At 61.0% G+C, this 16101-nt stretch carries 10 protein-coding genes; 4 read left to right on the forward strand and 6 right to left on the reverse strand.

Annotated features, from left to right (window positions below; genetic code table 11):
* Position 1: 1 nt before the first annotated feature.
* Positions 2–1810 (forward strand): sodium-extruding oxaloacetate decarboxylase subunit alpha, encoded by a 1809-nt coding sequence (gene oadA, locus EGM97_RS10025; RefSeq protein WP_238964869.1) that lies wholly within the window; start codon positions 2–4, stop codon positions 1808–1810.
* Positions 1811–2008: 198 nt separating this feature from the next.
* On the opposite strand, the gene EGM97_RS10030 is transcribed toward oadA, so the two are convergent.
* The 3 genes from EGM97_RS10030 to EGM97_RS10040 form a co-directional block, all read right to left on the reverse strand.
* Positions 2009–4189, reverse strand: a complete 2181-nt coding sequence (locus tag EGM97_RS10030; RefSeq protein ID WP_238964868.1) for an autotransporter outer membrane beta-barrel domain-containing protein — start codon at positions 4187–4189, stop codon at positions 2009–2011.
* A gap of 210 nt (positions 4190–4399) precedes the next feature.
* The gene (locus EGM97_RS10035) at positions 4400–5236 is read right to left on the reverse strand and encodes an amino acid ABC transporter permease (RefSeq protein ID WP_238964867.1); all 837 of its coding nucleotides are present in this window, start codon (positions 5234–5236) and stop codon (positions 4400–4402) included.
* A complete protein-coding gene (locus EGM97_RS10040; protein WP_238964866.1) occupies positions 5233–6054 on the reverse strand; it encodes an ABC transporter substrate-binding protein in 822 nt (273 codons plus the stop codon). Before EGM97_RS10040 ends, EGM97_RS10035 begins: the two co-directional genes overlap by 4 nt.
* A gap of 114 nt (positions 6055–6168) precedes the next feature.
* Between EGM97_RS10040 and EGM97_RS10045 the strand changes: the two genes are divergently transcribed.
* The gene (locus EGM97_RS10045; protein WP_238964865.1) at positions 6169–7068 is read left to right on the forward strand and encodes a homocysteine S-methyltransferase family protein; all 900 of its coding nucleotides are present in this window, start codon (positions 6169–6171) and stop codon (positions 7066–7068) included.
* A 117-nt stretch (positions 7069–7185) separates the two neighbouring features.
* Entirely contained in the window at positions 7186–12495 is a 5310-nt protein-coding gene (locus EGM97_RS10050) for an OTU domain-containing protein (protein WP_343075408.1), read from the forward strand.
* Positions 12496–12630: 135 nt separating this feature from the next.
* Here EGM97_RS10050 and EGM97_RS10055 read toward each other — a convergent pair whose 3' ends face one another.
* The 3 genes from EGM97_RS10055 to EGM97_RS10065 are packed head-to-tail and all read right to left on the reverse strand — an operon-like array spanning position 12631 to position 14415.
* A complete protein-coding gene (locus EGM97_RS10055; RefSeq protein WP_238964864.1) occupies positions 12631–13314 on the reverse strand; it encodes a GNAT family N-acetyltransferase in 684 nt (227 codons plus the stop codon).
* 10 nt (positions 13315–13324) lie between these two features.
* A complete protein-coding gene (locus EGM97_RS10060; protein ID WP_238964863.1) occupies positions 13325–13771 on the reverse strand; it encodes a GNAT family N-acetyltransferase in 447 nt (148 codons plus the stop codon).
* Positions 13772–13773: 2 nt separating this feature from the next.
* A complete protein-coding gene (locus EGM97_RS10065) occupies positions 13774–14415 on the reverse strand; it encodes an FMN-binding negative transcriptional regulator (RefSeq protein WP_238964862.1) in 642 nt (213 codons plus the stop codon).
* Positions 14416–14514: 99 nt separating this feature from the next.
* Between EGM97_RS10065 and pdxR the strand changes: the two genes are divergently transcribed.
* Entirely contained in the window at positions 14515–16074 is a 1560-nt protein-coding gene (gene pdxR, locus EGM97_RS10070; protein WP_238964861.1) for a MocR-like pyridoxine biosynthesis transcription factor PdxR, read from the forward strand.
* The last annotated feature ends 27 nt before the right edge of the window (positions 16075–16101 follow it).

Genomic DNA, 16101 nt, shown 5'->3' on the forward strand with positions numbered 1-16101 from the left:
AATGTCCAAGAAGATCCACGTAACCGACACAATCCTGCGCGACGCTCACCAATCGCTGCTTGCTACCCGCATGCGCACTGAAGACATGCTGCCGATCTGCGACAAACTCGACAAAGTCGGCTATTGGTCGCTGGAAGTCTGGGGCGGCGCGACATTCGACGCCTGCGTGCGCTTCCTCAAGGAAGATCCGTGGGAGCGCCTGCGCCAACTGCGCGCCGCGCTGCCCAACACCCGTCTGCAGATGCTGCTGCGCGGCCAGAACCTGTTGGGCTACCGCCATTACAGCGATGACGTGGTCAGGGCGTTCGTGGCCAAGGCTGCGGTCAACGGCATCGATGTGTTCCGTATTTTCGATGCGATGAATGATGTGCGTAACCTGCGGGTCGCCATCGAAGCGGTGAAGGCTGCCGGCAAGCATGCCCAGGGCACCATCGCCTACACCACCAGCCCGGTGCATACCATCGACGCTTTCGTGGCCCAGGCCAAGCAGATGGAAGCCATGGGCTGCGACTCGGTCGCCATCAAGGACATGGCCGGCCTGCTGACGCCATACGCCACGGGCGAGCTGGTGAAGGCGCTGAAGGCCGAGCAATCGTTGCCCGTGTTCATCCACTCCCACGACACTGCCGGCCTGGCTGCGATGTGCCAGCTCAAGGCCGTGGAAAACGGCGCCGACCATATCGACACCGCGATCTCCAGCTTCGCCTGGGGCACCAGCCATCCGGGCACCGAATCGATGGTGGCGGCCCTCAAGGGCAGTGAATTCGACACCGGTCTGGACCTGGAGCTGCTGCAGGAGATCGGCCTGTATTTCTACGCCGTGCGCAAGAAGTACCACCAGTTCGAAAGCGAATTCACGGCGGTGGATACCCGTGTGCAAGTCAACCAGGTGCCGGGCGGGATGATCTCCAACCTCGCCAACCAGTTGAAAGAGCAGGGCGCGCTCAACCGCATGAACGAAGTGCTGGCGGAAATCCCGCGCGTACGCGAAGACCTCGGCTTCCCGCCGCTGGTGACTCCGACTTCGCAGATCGTCGGCACCCAGGCGTTTTTCAACGTGCTGGCCGGTGAGCGCTACAAGACCATCACCAACGAAGTGAAGCTCTATTTGCAGGGCGGCTACGGCAAGGCGCCGGGTGCGGTGAATGAGAAACTGCGTCGCCAGGCCATCGGCAGCGAGGACGTGATCGACGTGCGTCCGGCCGATCTGCTCAAGCCGGAAATGACCAAGCTGCGCGGTGAAATCGGCGCGCTGGCCAAGTCTGAAGAAGACGTTCTGACCTACGCCATGTTCCCGGACATCGGTCGCAAGTTCCTTGAGGAGCGCGAAGCGGGCACGTTGACGCCGGAAGTGCTGTTGCCGATCCCCGAGGCGGGCGCTGTCAGCTCTGCCGGCGGCGAAGGCGTGCCGACCGAGTTCGTCATCGACGTGCACGGCGAAACCTACCGCGTCGACATTACCGGCGTCGGTGTCAAGGCCGAAGGCAAGCGTCACTTCTACCTGTCCATCGATGGCATGCCGGAGGAAGTCGTCTTCGAACCGCTCAACGAGTTCGTCGGCGGCGGCAGCAGCAAGCGCAAGCAAGCCACTGCACCGGGCCACGTCAGCACCACCATGCCGGGCAACATCGTCGATGTACTGGTCAAGGAAGGCGATGTGGTGAAGGCCGGCCAGGCGGTATTGATCACCGAAGCCATGAAGATGGAAACCGAAGTGCAGGCCGCCATCGCTGGCAAGGTCACCGCCATCCATGTGGCGAAGGGCGACCGGGTCAATCCGGGCGAAATCCTGATCGAGATCGAAGGCTGATCGAACAGCCTCGATGCAACGTTTAACCTCGGGGGGGCATGTGCTCCCCTTTTTTTTATGCCCGTTTTTTCTGCAGCCCCCTGTAGGACGGAGCCTGTGGCAAAGCTTGCCCGCGATAGCCGCGCCTCGGTACAAGCGGGATCCGAGTCGCTTGCATCGCGAGCAAGCTTTGCTCCCAGAGGGATGAAGGGAAATGGATCAGAACATCATCCGCCACTGCCCCATCAAGGCATGGCTGCGGTTGTCGTTACCCGTTTCACCGTTATAACCCACCCCCAGCGTATGCCTTGGCGAGATCGTCAGGTCCAGTCCTGCTTCGAGAAGCAAGCTGTCACGATCCAGCTCGGTGCCTTCAACTGTATAGGCGTCTCCCCCGGCTACCAGGCTCTGGCGGGCGCTGCCCGTCACATCGCCGTAGATGTGTTTCCAGCCGACATTGAGGCGGGGCGTCAGCTGTACGCCTTGATCAAGGGCAAAGGTACGGGCGAGGCGCAGGCCCAGGGTGCTGTTGTAATAGTCCTGGGTCTGGCCGTCGACTTTCAATGCCGCGTCGCCACCTTTTTCCGTATAGCGGTCGCGTTGATAGCGCTGGTAACCCAGGAGGGCATAGGGTTCGGCCACCAGAGGGGCGCTACCCAGGTTGTAGCCGATTTGCCCGAACACCTGCTGGGTGCTGGCATCGTAACGTCCCTTGAGACGGTCGCTGAAACCGTTGAAAGCCACGTGACGCTTGGTACTGCCGTCATGGTCGCCATAAACGGCGCCCAGGCGCAGGGCCCATGGCCCGCCCTGACGCAAGGCGTAGGCGCCCAGGTACCAACTGTCGAGTTCGCCGTCGAATCGATAACCGTCCAGGCGTGTTTGCGTCTTGCTGCCGATGATTCCCAGGCGCCATTCAGGACTGACAGCCCAATCGGTTCCCAGCATCAGGCCCTTCGTTGAATGTTTCAGGGCCTCGCTTTCCCATTGCCTGCCAACCACGCCGCTGTTGCCGATGGCCTGGACCCAGACCTGACCGTCGGGAGGCGCGCTTCCCGGCGTTTGTCGACCCATGGCGGAAAGCATGCCGGTGCTGATCGGGGCGATGCTGTTCAGGGTGGCATTGGCCAGGTCTGCCGTGGGAGAGCCGGTCAGTTGGTCGATGGCATCGGCGGCGACGATTCGGTTGCTGCCCAGCAGGGCGGTGATGGCGGCGTTGGGCTTGGCAACGGGTTGTGCGGCGTGTGACTGGTTGACCGCTGCTGCTGGTGCGGCGGGGGCTGTGATGGGGGGCTTGGCGGGTTTGGGTATCGGTACAGTTATTCTCGTTTTGTCGACAGGCGCCTGTGCGACGGCCGGCGTCTGCACCGGCCTGGGCTCCGGTGCTGGGACGACTTGCGGTTCTCTGGCGTTCACTGCGAACTCCCGCCCGTTATCGGACGTTGCCCCCGCGTCGAGTGGAACGTCGTTGCGGGCGTAGATCAGATTCACCTGTGTCGCCTCGTAACGGGGCGTCGCGGTCATGTAGGCAAGCTCATTGACGACGTTTCCGAATTCACCCTCGACCCTGGAAGCCTTGATGACGGTGTGTTCGCGGGTGTCGAGGTATTCCCCCGCTGCGGCATCGATCTTTAACGTTGCGTTGTTGAGCGCTGCGGTGCCTTCGACATTGATCGTGGCGCTGTCCCCGGCAGGGTTGACGCCGTAGACCAGCACGGCGGTTTCCGACAGTGAGAAATCCCTCATCACCGAGGGGGCGCCAGTCGTTGGACCGACTTCCAGGATTCCCCCCACATGCAGGTCGCCCACCGTTCCTTTGCCGGCGAACCAGGCGTTTTCGCGCACATCGACACGGCCGCTCACCGTGCCCGAATTCGTCATCCGGGCACCGGGCTCGACGGCCACGCCGTGTGTCACGGTCCCTTGATTGTCGAACCCGCCGAGGACCCCGACCTGACCCTGTATCCGGCCGGTATTGAGCAGCGTGGTGTCGGGCTCGATCACGCCCCAGCCATTGAAATCACCGGTGTGCTCCCAGTTGCCGGCGGTGACATGCAGAGCCTCGAAATTAATGGCTTTATCCAATTGGGGGTACTTGGCGGCATCCAATCGCAGGACGTTGGCTCCACCGCCTCCGTCCAGGACTCCAGGAAACCTCCCGCCGGCACTGATGATGACCAGGTCGTTGGACTTGTTCCATATCGCATCGCCCTTGCGCGGTTTTTTCGCGTGGGTGCGCTTGGTGTCCGCGGCGTTTGCGATTGCTTCGAGGCGCTCTTTCTGCGCAGCGGTCGTGGAGATATCGGCAGGCTGCTGGGCCAGGGAAATGTCGGCGAAGCCGAGTACCAGAGCAACCGCCAGGGCAAGGTGTTGGGGCGGGTATAAGTGTTGGGTAGGCATCGAATGTGGCCTCTCATGGGAAGAAGCCGCACTTTAGAAATTCCAACCCTGGGCGCGATGCCGGTAGTTTCCTCGTTTCTGGCGGGACATGAGGGAGGCGATACGTAGGCTGGATCGGATTGCGTTCAAGTCATTGCCGGTTGACTTCCATGGCGTGAGGCGTTGCCCTACAGCCTGATCGGACCTGTCTGTTTGACCACCTGGAAATCTTCAACTCCGCTTGAGATACGCCTTCCCGTAATGCCGCTCCATCCGCGCCTGGATCAGCTCCAGGGCGATGGACATCAGCCAGTAGATGATCGCCGCCGTGGTGAGCATTTCGATGTAACGGTAGCTGGAGCGGCCATAAGACTGCGCCAGAAACATCACCTCCCAGACGCCCATCACCGAAATCAGGGAGGAGTCCTTGAGCATGGAGATGAATTGGTTGGTGGTCGGCGGGATGATGGTACGCATGGCCTGGGGCAGGGTGACACGCCAGAAGATCACGGTGTCGCTCAGGCCCAGGGCCAGGGAGGCTTCGCGCTGTCCATGAGGCACGCCGAGGATGCCGGCGCGGAAGATTTCGCTCAGGTAGGCGCCGTAGTTCAGCGACAGGGCGATCACGCCGGCGGCGATTGCGCCCGGAACCACGCCCAGTTGTGGCAGGCCGAGGTAGATCAAAAGGATCTGGATCAGCAGGGGGGTGCCGCGAAAGAACGATGCGTAGAAGCTGGCAATGCCGAACGCCACGGCGCTGCGGGACAGCCTTGCCAGGGCGGCTGCGAAGCCCAGCAGTGACGAAGCGATGATCGAACACAGGCACAGGAACAGGGTTAGCGCCGCCCCTTGCAGAAATCCATTGGGTGCCAGGTGCAGGCCGACCAGGTTTGGCAGCTTATCGAGGATGATGGAGAACTTCAGATCGAAGGTCAGGAAAAAACTCGCGAACAGCACCAGCATGGCGGCCCAGGTCAGGTACAGCCGTGTGCGAAAGCCGAAGATTTTTTGCAGGCGCGACTGAGCCACCGCTTGCGGTGGCTCGGAAGGGGACGGGAAAGAGGTCATTGGGTGATGTCGGCGCCGATCCATTTTTGCGAGAGTTTGCTCAAGGTACCGTCCTGTTTCAACTGCGCGAAGACTTCACGCACCTTGCTGTTCCACTGGGCGTCGCCCTTTTCGATGGCCACCGAGTTCGGTTCGGAATACAAAGGCTCGCCCGCCAGCTTGAAGCGCTTGTCTTCGGTCAGGCGTGGCTGGGCGGTCACCAGGTTGGTCAATACCGCGTCCAGTCGCACCCCGGCGCCCAGGCCCAAGTCCTGGAAGGCCACGTTGTCGGTGTCGTAAGGGGCGATCTGCACGTTTTCGAAGGGGTAGCTCAACTGAGTGTCTTCAGCGCCTTCAATCACCAGGTTCTTGTTCAGGTAGCTCTCGTAGCTGGAGGCACTGGTCAGGCCGATTTTCTTGCCGCTCAAGTCCTTGGCGCCATGGATGCTGTCGTCCTTGGCGTTGACCACGATCACCGCTGGTGAAGCGTAGTACTGCACCGGAAAGTCGAAGACTTCGGCGCGTGCCTTGCTCGGAGTCATGGAGCAGATGCAAATGTCGTAGCGGCCGCTCCAGTGCCCGGCGGCGATCACGTCCCAGGACGGCGTTTCCAGGCGCAATTTCACGCCGAGTTTCTGCGCCACCGCCTTGGCCACATCCACATCGAACCCGTCGAGCTGGTTCTGCTCATTCAGGAATGAGAAGGGCGGGTAGCTTTCCATCAAGACGCCGACCAGTTCCTTTTTCTGTTCGATGCGGTCCAGCGTTGCACCGGCGAACGCTTGCGATGTGGCGGCCAGCAGTGTCAGGCCGAGGGCCAGCAGTGGTTGAAGTTTCATGTAAGGCCCCTGGCTGAAAATACAGGTTGTGGTTAACTAAAGAGTGCGTATTAAATAGTTATAAGAACGGCTCCGGTAGTGAGTAATTTTCATAAGCTTATGAGTGAATCGCATATGGGCTCAGCAAAGACAGTCATTCTGGATGGCGGCATGGGCCGCGAACTGCAACGCCGGGGCGCGCCGTTTCGACAGCCCGAGTGGTCGGCGCTGGCCCTGAGCGAAGCGCCCCAGGCGGTCGAGGCGGTGCATGCGGCTTATATCGCCAGTGGTGCCAACGTCATCACCAGCAACAGCTATGCAGTCGTGCCGTTTCATATCGGCGAAGCGCGTTTTGCCGAGGAAGGCCAGGCATTGGCGGCGCTGGCCGGAGAGCTGGCGCGGCGGGCCGTGCAGGCGTCCGGCAAGGCGGTACGGGTGGCCGGGTCCTTGCCACCTTTGTTCGGGTCTTACCGGCCCGATCTGTTCGATGCGTCCCGCGCGAGCGAATTGCTCACGCCTCTGGTGACCGGACTGGCCCCTCATGTCGATCTGTGGCTGGCCGAAACCCAAAGCTCGACGGTCGAAGCGAAGGCGATTCACGCCGGCCTGCCAAGCGACGGCAAGCCGTTCTGGTTGTCGTTTACCTTGAAGGATGAAGACACCGACGAAGTGCCACGCCTGCGTTCCGGCGAGCCCGTGGCGGACGCGGCAGCGGTGGCGGCGGAACTGGGCGCTGAAGCGCTGCTGTTCAACTGCAGCCAGCCGGAGGTCATCGGCGCTGCGATCGATGCCGCGCGGGAAACCTTCGAACGCCTGGGTGTGAAGATCCACATCGGTGCCTATGCCAATGCATTCCCTCCACAACCGAAGGAAGCGACGGCCAACGATGGCCTGGATCCATTGCGCGACGATCTCGATCCGCCGGGCTACCTCCAGTGGGCGGCCGACTGGCAGAAGCGCGGCGCGAGCCACCTGGGCGGTTGCTGCGGGATCGGACCGGAGCACATCGCGGTGTTGGCGCAAAAGCTGGCCTGAACCCTTAAGCAGACATGGCGGCTTACATTTTCCCGCCGCCGCGATACATATGTATGTCATCGCTGATCGAACGAGGCGATAGGTTCCCGGTTCCTCAACAACAACCGGGACCTCTCCTTGAAACCCATCAGCCTGTTACCCAACGGTATTCGTTTTCAGCCGCACACATTCGCCGATCAATGGCTCGGTCAATGGGGCCTGACCGGTGATGCGCAGGTTCAAGTCACTTATCAGGAAGTGACGACAATCGATTCGGCCGCCGAAAGGAAAACCGCCTGGGTTCCATTGCGCAGCGCCGTCACCCAGGGTTTCCTGGCGGCTCATCAAAGCCGGGCCTCTTCTTCGGCGTTTTCGCCCCGCGACGGCTGGGCCTATCCCCACCGAAGTCACATGGCCCTGGACTACTCGTCGCTACGGGCCAACGGTAAAGCCCTTTCGCAAGAGGTCTTGCAGCAATTGCGAGCCGGCATTGCGCCCGGTTACCAGGGCATCGGACAAGCCGTTGTCACCGAGGTGGATGCCCAGGGCAATCTGCTCGGCGCCCGTGAAAAAGAGCAACTGCGACAACTGGGACTCCTGGATGCCAATCAGGTGAAGCTGGCCCGATTGTTCGCCGCGCTTCCAACGTTCGACACGGTGCTCAAGAACCTGCTGGTGAGCAGGATCAGGACGAGGATGCCCGAAGGGAAATTCCGAGCATCGGCACTCAAGCACTTGGACCCGGATCACTGCTATGTCAATCACTTCACGGTCGACTCGACGGGGCAGCGTTCGCTGATTTCCTCGCAACGCTTTACCGACGTCCTGCTGAGCTGCCTGGCATCGGATACACCGCCCACCTACACGGTCGCTGGCGTGGGCTTCTTCGCTCGTCCGGATGCGGTGGAAGAAGCCGACAGCCTGCTGACCAGCCCCCTGGACCAGAAGACCGCGGCGACCATGGAGTCGGTTTTCCACATCGCTCAACCGGTGACTGACGAAAGCCTCAAGCGCCAGTTCCTCGATGACCTTATCGCGTTTCGCGCGAACAAAAGTGTAGGGGCCACACTTGGTACGCCACCCCCATCCACGGCAGAAGCGGCGCTGGCTCATTTGTTGAGCCGACGTTTTCTGTATCTGTTCGATCTGTACAAGGCCGATCGGGATCCGACCCTTCAACTGACCCAGAGTGAGCGCAACGTTCGCAACGACGAAGATCGCCTGCTTGACCTCATCACGACCCATCCTGCCATGGCGGACCGAAACCGCCTGCTGCGGGCGCCCATTCCCCATGCCTACGCCGTCATGCTCGACATGGGGGCCGCGACGCCCCGTAAATGGCCGGGTGCAATGGTGATCAAACGGGCCGATCAGTCTTTCTTGTTCCTGTATTCGCTGGAAGGCGGGATACAAAGGTTCCGCTCCTTCCAGGAACTGATCCAAAAAACGGAACCCGTCTTCGAGGGACAAAAGCGCACGATCAGGGATATCTCCTCTGAATTGTCAGGGCATGTCTTCGAAACAGCGGCCGATGACCTGCTGCGCTGGCAAAGCACTGCACTGGACGCCTATCTGAGTGCTTCGGCAACCGAATTGCTCACCTTGCCCGCCTTCGCCCTGGGTGTGGACGATGCGCTCGAGCTGCCCATGCTGTCCCTTGCCGGCCCCCTGGCTGTCCGGCAGGAGACGCTGGTTGAGGACAATCGCCCCGACTTCTTCAAAGCGGCGAGTTCATCGCAGAAATCCCATTATCGCAGTCTGGAACTGCGGGTATTGGAAGCCGCGTATTCGTGGGCAAGCGGCGATATCAAGACTTTGCTGCAGTTCACTCGCCAGAAGATCAGGCAGTACCTGCAAAAAACCGTGCACCCGGCCATAGAGCCTGATCCGGACCAGACCCTGGTCACGTTTTTCTATGGGCAGCGGGCCAACCCGAGACAGTCCCGTGTTACCAGCCTGACCCAGTTGCTGTTGGACAACCTGCGGCCGTCCCAGTACCCGAACGCCATGAGGGAAGTGCTGAGCGCCTACCTCTTCGATGCGGACGGCGATCGCATCCGCAACCCGGCCAACGGCTATTTCATCACCTTAAGCGGGCGCGAACTCGCCAGGATGGTGACGAGCATCGATGCCGGTGGAAGTTACGAAGCCATGCTCAGGGAGGAAATGAACAAGCCTGCCTACAAGAAGGCCTGGCAGGCAGCATATCTGGCCAATCTGAAGTTCAAAGGCTATGAGGCTTCGCTCAAGGGCGACGCAGTGTTCAAGGCTCAGGTGGTCGACCCGGCATTCAGCCCGCCCAAATCAACGAAGCAACTCTGGCTCTGGCTGGAGGCTGTCCTGCGCTCGCCCTCGACAGGGACGCGTACGCCAGTAATGGGCCGCAGCGTGCACGTCTATGGTCTGGTGTTGGGTGGCAGCATAGCCGCCGCAGGCCGGCACGCCCGTATGGGCAATGCGGTCAGCATCAACGGCGTGCTGGTGTTTTCCGACCAGGAGGGGCCGGATATCAAGGGCACCGTCGGTGTCTATTTCCCCGACAGTCCCGAGGGCGAGGATTTCCATGAGTTCGCCGACCTGAGCGATGGCATTGCCGGGCTGTTGCCAAGGGAAGAGTGGCAGGCCTATTTCCGTTCGCGTATCTCTACGAACGACCCATCACAGATAAAGCGTACCCTGGGCCAACAGGGTGGTCGTCCGCTGATTCGCGGCGCGTTGATCAGCGGAAACCTTCTCGACGTCCTGCACCGGGCCCATGTCGATTTTCACAGTGCCCATGCCGATCACCGCTCCAACAGCAATCGCAATGTCCGCCATCAAACCTATGGCAGGCTGGGGCAGATGGTGATCGAGATCGTCATGGAACTGGCCGGTATGTTCCTGGCACCGGGCTTCCAGATGCTCAAGAGCGCCGTCAAGACGGGTTTGCTGGTGTACAGGACCGGGGCTATCCCGCTGAACCTGAAGACCCTGGCATTCGTGCATGCCGTGGCGAACCATGGCGGATGGCGCCTGACCCGCAACGCGACTTTGCCAACACGGGGTCAGTCCTTTTTCCGAGGGGTGACGGCTCGTCAGAGCCAGGATGAAGCCCTGGCCGGGTTGCCGCTGGACGGGGCGATCTACGGTCCTTATGCCGTGAAGGATCTGTCGGTGATTCAAGGGCTCATGGCCGATGCGCAGGGCTTTTACCGTGCGACGGTCAGCAACGTCGCTACCGGAAGCGTTACGGCGCGCCCGGTGTACGTGCGCCAGCCCGACGGGACGGTGTTTCGGGTCCACGACTATACGAGACTGAATGCCACCGAGGCCGAGTTGGTCGATCCGCTAACGGGGTTGAACATCCGCTCCAGCGGGGTGATGAGAAGTACGGTGGCAAGAATGTCGGACGGAGAATGGCGTGCCGTGGGTTTCGGTCGCGGAGGCGGCAAGCGTCCGGCGGACTCATCGCCTCAGCCCGGGCCATCCAGACCCAAGATCCCGGCCATCGCGCTCTCAACCGTTGCTGCTTCGATTCGGACCCCGGGTACCTGGAATACTCAAGTCATGGACCTGGTCCCATCGATCATGACACGCCTGGCGAGTTGGCCGCAAAACCGAAGCCTGTTGATCATCGATGAGTTGACGCCTGAGCGTGTCTGGTCCGTGCGCTATACCCCGGGTCAGCACGAAACCATCTATCCGATGGGCACTCACCCGGATCGAACAGAGACCGATGTGGTATTGCGTCGAACGGCTCAGGATCATTACAGCGTGGTGCTGGGTGAGGAGGTCGTCGAGATCCCGGCCGACGGCGATTGTTTTTTCAACGCGATCATTCGCGGGTTGAACGAAGGTCAGGCGCAGGAAACGTTTTCCATGCAAGGTTTGCGAAACGAAGTGGCCGGCTATGTCGATCAACATCCGCAACTAGGCCATTACCTGGCACCGCAAGCCACCCGGACACAGGAAGCGCTTTTTGAAAATGCGCCTTCGCTGGTCAACCTGATGGGCCATGCTGCGATGCTCGATCTCACTCGGATCGTTTATGGCGCACCCAATCCGCATCGCTTGTTCCAACCGGTCTTGCGTTACCTGGATCTGCATGCAAACAGTTCGGTGCGCACGGCGATCACTGCAGATCCTGGAACCCGATTGCCGCCGGAAATCCTCCAGCAAGTGGGGCGCATATTGTCCCAGAGACCTCCGGCCAGATTGGTGCCAAGTATCAATGCGCCGTTTTCCGGGCAGGAAAGGCAGTCCATGGAGCAACTGTTCCAGGACCTCCTGGTGGGGCCTGTCGAGCATGAGCTGGTCCAGGAGCTGCTCAATGACCAGTTCCTGCTGATCACCAATGACGTGGCCCATATCCTGCTGGAATACGGCGTGACCGCAAGGCAGTTGGTGAATCACCACCCGAATAACAACTCGGCTTATATCTTGTATGACGAAGCGCTGCACGGTCATCTGGACGAAGATCAGATGGAAGCCCTGCTCGATGGGGCCTATCTGGTCAACAGCGACGATCTGGATGATGCCAAGAGTCTATTAGCGACTGATGCCGGCAAGTACATCGAAGATACCTCAGACTTGTTCGATCATTTCATCTACACGGACAGGGCCGAAAGAACCGTCGACCTGTTCAAGACCGCTCTAGGGCGTTTTCCCGCCCTGCTGAGAAGGGCGAATCTGCTCCTCAGATCGCCGATCATCGCGCATAACCTGGGCGGCATGTTGCGGGTGAGCGAAGTGGCCCGATGGATACGTAACCCGGTTCTGTCCGATAAGCGTTTCCAGCTTCTCGCGGAGTATGCGAGCACCCGCTACAGCGAATTGCAGCGCACCGAAAGCATCGATGTCGACTGGATGCAGTTGTTTGACGATCAGAACCTGCAGAGCATCGTCACGCGTCAGGAAGAGTTGGCGGATTTCCTGGAGTTCCAGGGAGGCGCGTGGGGAAACATCATGGACAACGATATACCGGCTCTCGCAAAACTGTTCAGCGTTCCAGGGCAGCCTCCGTCCAACAGCAGGGTCGCGTTGTTATTCGACACCCCGAATCTCTGGAGCTCTTTACAGAAACTCCGCCAGGAGTATGCGCGTCAGATCTGGGCCGACCTGATCGGGCCACACTTCAGCGACGCCACCATCCGACGGGCACTGGCCGAACCCAGGGCATTGAATTCCGAGCTGCATCTTGCCCTTGCCTTGAGAAGCAGCCTTGCACCGGAAGAGTTCCGCGCCAACCAGATCATCCAGCGCCTGCTTTCCATCGGCCAGCGTCGGGCCCAGCAATATCTCTACAATTTTGATTTCCCCACCAACCGCCTGGGTCATAGCCGTCTGGATTTTGCCGTGTACCTGGAAAGTCATCTGGCCATACCGGACTGGGCCTGGCAGTACGCAAGACGCGGTGTTACATCCGATTCGCTGAAGCAGATTGGTGAGATGAAGCCAAAGCCTGAGTAATTGCTATTGGCTTGTGGTGGCTGAAGTGCCGCCATCGCGAGCAAGGCTCGCTCCCATAGGGCATTGCGGTGGATACAGGATCTGTAAGCACAACTAACCCATATGGGAGCGAGCCCTGCTCGCGATGACGGACCTTCAATCAACCACCTGCGTGCGGCACTCCACCAGACTGCGCACCTGCCCACCCTCGCTCTGGTTCTCCTCGCTCAACCACCGCTCGAACCCTGCGCCGATCGCCGGCCATTCCGAGTCGAGCATCGAATACCAGGCCGTGTCGCGGTTCTGCCCCTTGACCACCATGTGCTGGCGGAACACCCCTTCGAAGGTAAAGCCCAGCCGTTCGGCTGCGTACCTGGAGCGGGCGTTGGCGTTGTTGCACTTCCATTCCAGACGCCGATAACCCAGGGCGAAAGCCTCTTTGGCCAGCAGGTAGACCGCTTCGGTGCTTTTCGGCGAGCGCTGCATCGGCGCACCAAAGGTCACATGGCCAATCTCGATGCGACCCTGGGCCGGTACGATGGACATCAGGCTGAGGATGCCCTGCACATCGCCACTGGCGCGGTCGATCACGGTGAAAAAATAGGGGTCGGTGTTGGCGGCGTGGTTATCCAGCCACGCGTCGAAAGCCTTGCGCTCCGGGAAGGGACCATAAGGCAGGTAGTCCCACAGCTTCGGATCGGCGCCGGGGCCTTCCAGGGCGTGCCAAAGGCCATCGCCATGGCGCGCCGGATCGAGCTTCTCCAGGCGGATGAAACGGCCTTCGATCAGCCGGGTGGACGGCGCCGGGACACCTTTCCAATCGGCGAGTGAAATCGACATGCTGTGCTCCTTACAGGGCTTTGCGAAATTGAATGAAGCCTGGGCGTTCGGCGATGCGTTCATAGAGCTGGATCGCCGTTGCATTGGTCTCGTGGGTCAGCCAATGGACCTTGCAGCACCCGTCGGCCTTGGCGGTGGCATAGACGAATTCGATGAGCTGGCGGCCGACCCCGGTGCCCCGGCTTTTCTCGGTCACCAGCAGGTCCTGCAGGTAACAGGAGTTCTCGATGCTCCAGTTCGAGCGGTGATAAATGAAATGCACCAGGCCTACCGCGACATCACCGTCCCAGGCGAGTGCGCCGTGGGTCGGTTCGCGGTCATCGAGCAGGCGTTGCCAAGTGCTTTGGGTCACCGCGTCCGGCAGTTCGGTCTTATAGAACCGCAGGTAAGCCTGCCACAACGGCAGCCAGGCGGCGTAATCGTCAGCAGTAACGAGACGGATCCGGGGTTGGCTCATATTCATTCCTCGGTCGGTGGGGCAGGCATCAAGCGTGAGAGCGCCTGATCCTGTGGGTCGGGGCTGGCGGCGAGCCCGTTGCGCACCCCGGCTGCATCGGCAGGCGTGCGGTTCTGGCTGAGCTTGCGTTTGCCCTCCAGGCGCTGGATTGGCAAGGCGAAGCCGACGATGGCCTTGAGCATGCTGTCGATGTAGTCGGGCGGCGCGTCATCGACTTTCCACGGCTGGGCGCGGCCGGCTTCGTGGCGGTCGGTGAGGGCGCTCACCAGGTTGCGCAAGCGATGGGCATCGCTGAAGACCTCGGCGGTGCCGTAGGCATGGACGGCCAGGTAGTTCCAAGTCGGCACGACTTTGCCGTGCTCCGCTTTGCCAGGATAGAAAGCCGGGCTGACGTAGGCGTCGGCGCCGGCGAATATCACCAGTGCCTCGGCGCCGGCTTCCAGGTCGCGCCATTGTGGATTGGCTCGGGCCAGATGCCCGTACAGGGTACCGTTGGGACCTTGCTGCGGGTCCAGCAGCAGCGGCAAGTGACTGGCCTGCAAACCCTGCTCGCCCTGGGTGACCAATACGGCCAGGCGGCATTCGCCGATCATGTGTTGCAGTTGGGTCAACTCTTCAACGGCAAAGGCTTTGGGGTTGTACATGGCGATTTTCCTTGGCGAATGCGCACATCCTAGGCAGGCTATTGGTCTGTTGTAAGAGCCACTTCCAGCCAATTCAATCGGACCATTTCGGGTGCTGTGATGACCAATGCCGTGCCGCCGCTGTCCTTCAATCCCGCCGGAATCGAGCTGGACCGCCGTCACGGTTTGAGTCGTCAGCTTTACCAGGCCTTGCGTTCGCGGGTGCTGGACGGGCGCCTGGCCAGTGGTACGCGCCTGCCGGCCAGCCGCGATCTGGCGGCAGCGCTGTCGATATCGCGCAACAGCGTGGTACGGGCCTACGATCAGCTCTATGCCGAGGGTTTCATTGAGGGGCGAGTGGGGGACGGTACTTATGTGGCGACGCTGTCTTCCTCGGCGTTGCCCTTGAAAAATATATCCACAAAAGTATCCACAGGGTTTTCTACAGGCTTATCCCCAGGGTTATCCACAAAAACCTCGCCGGATTGGCTCGATTTGCCGGTGGCGCCCGTCAGTAAAGTTATCCACAGCGGTGGGCTGGAGCGGGTCGAAAAGCATCATCTGAACCCGCCGCCCGGTGGGCCGCCCCGGGCGTTCCGGGTCGGCGTACCGGCCTTCGATCTGTTTCCGTTCGACGTCTGGGCCAAGCTGAATGCGGCTTTCTGGCGCAAACCGGATCTGCAGCAGTTGTGTTATGGCGATTCCCAGGGCGACGCACGTTTGCGCAGCCTGATTGCCGCTTACATGCGCAGCTCCCGAGGCTTGCACTGTACGGCTGAACAAATTGTGATCACCAGTGGGGCGCAACAGGGCATCAGCCTTTGTGCACAGCTGTTGGTGGATCCTGGTGACATTGTCGCTGTGGAAAACCCTGGCTATCGCGCCGCCGGCCATGCGTTTTCGGTCGCCGGCGCCGAGGTGCGCGGGGTGCCTGTGGATCACGAGGGGCTGGATTGCGCGGCGCTCGGTACGTTGAGCAACTGTCGACTGGCGTACGTCACCCCGTCCCACCAGTATCCACTCGGTGTCGTCATGAGCCTGGCCCGGCGGCTGGAACTGCTGACCTGGGCCGAACGCAACGACGGCTGGATCGTCGAGGACGACTATGACGGCGAATACCGCTACAGCGGCGCGCCGCTGGCTCCGCTGGCGGCACTGGATCGCCAGGGACGTGTCCTGTATGTCGGGACGTTCGGCAAAGTCGCGTTCCCGGCCTTGCGCCTGGGTTATCTGGTGTTACCACCCGGTCTGGTGGACGCCTTCGCCCGTCGTCGTGCGGTGGATGTGCGCCATTCGGAAGTCAGCACCCAGGCGGTGATGGCCGAATTCATGGCCGCCGGGCATTTCCAACGGCACATTCGGCGCATGCGACGGGCCGCGTTGGTGCGGCGCGATGCGTTGCTGGCGGGATGGCCGAAGGCCGCAACAGGTGTCGGAACCCTGCCCACGGTCGTGGCCGGGCTGCATGTCACGGTGCCGGTGGACAGTGTCGAGCGTGAGCGCGAACTCATTGCCCAAGCGGCTGGCGCAGGTGTTGAAATCAATGGTTTGAGCAGTTATTGGTTGCCCACCACCCTGGCGTCGAACGTGCGTGCCGGGCTCGTGCTGGGGTTTGCGGCTGTCCCGCCAGTGGCGATCGATGCAGCACTGGCGAGCCTGGCAATGGTTTGGGAAACCTGAGGGCTGAAACCTGGGCATCGGCGGATG

Origin of the sequence: Pseudomonas sp. AF32 (assembly GCF_022342325.2) — a bacterium.
Taxonomy (GTDB): Bacteria; Pseudomonadota; Gammaproteobacteria; order Pseudomonadales; family Pseudomonadaceae; genus Aquipseudomonas; species Aquipseudomonas uvaldensis.